Here is a 787-nt window from a genome sequence, read left to right on the forward strand (position 1 = left end):
GTCCCATCACGCTGATCTTCCGCTACGATGGGAGCCGTGCACTCGTAGATGGGCGCGTGCAGTACGAAATCCGCTACAATAACCAGACTGTGACCAGTCCGTGGCTGGTGACAGGCGACGCTGCCAGCACCTTCAACAACGGTCCGCACGGCTTGCGCATGTTCCGCCTGGGCGGATACATGCAGATTAACATAGATGGGGATGGCAACGCCCCCCGTCGTGCCAACGCCGGGATTGGCGGGCGTGTGAAGTGGTGGAACATCAAGCTCACGCGCAACGGAGTGACGAAGCAGGTCGTGGGTGCGAATCGCGGTGATGTGAACCGCGACGGCTGCGTGGACGATGCTGACCTGTTGACGGTGCTGTTTAACTTCGGTACGGGTTGCGGGAATTAGCCCTCATCCCCCAGCCCCCTCTCCCGCGTGCGGGAGAGGGGGGAGTTTACGACTATGACCAGGCGACGCATCACACTGGAGGATGTCGCGAGACGGGCGGGCGTCTCGAAGGTGACGGTCTCGAACATTCTGAACAACCGCCCGACCGCCGTGCCGATTAGCGAGGCGACGCGACAGCGCGTGCTGACGGTTGTGCAGGAGCTGGGCTACTACCCGAACGCCGTCGCCCGCGCACTGGCGCGCCAGCGCACCGACACGATTGCGATTGTGCTACAGTTCCCCGCCATCTTTCAGGGCTGGTCGGGCTTCACGAACGAGCTGATGCACGGCGTGTCGGACAAAGCGATTGAGCTGGGCTACGACATCCTGTTGCACACGCGCGGGCAGCCAAG

General features: G+C 62.6%; 2 protein-coding genes. Both read left to right on the forward strand.

Annotated elements, in window-relative coordinates:
* Window positions 1-395: hypothetical protein (locus tag NZU74_20345; GenBank protein MCS6883679.1), on the forward strand; the 395-nt coding region annotated here is incomplete at its 5' end.
* Window positions 396-449: 54 nt separating this feature from the next.
* Window positions 450-787, forward strand: a 338-nt coding sequence (locus tag NZU74_20350) for a LacI family transcriptional regulator (GenBank protein MCS6883680.1), incomplete at its 3' end; no start/stop codon positions are given.

This window comes from Chloroflexaceae bacterium, assembly GCA_025057155.1.
GTDB lineage: Bacteria > Chloroflexota > Chloroflexia > Chloroflexales > Chloroflexaceae > JACAEO01.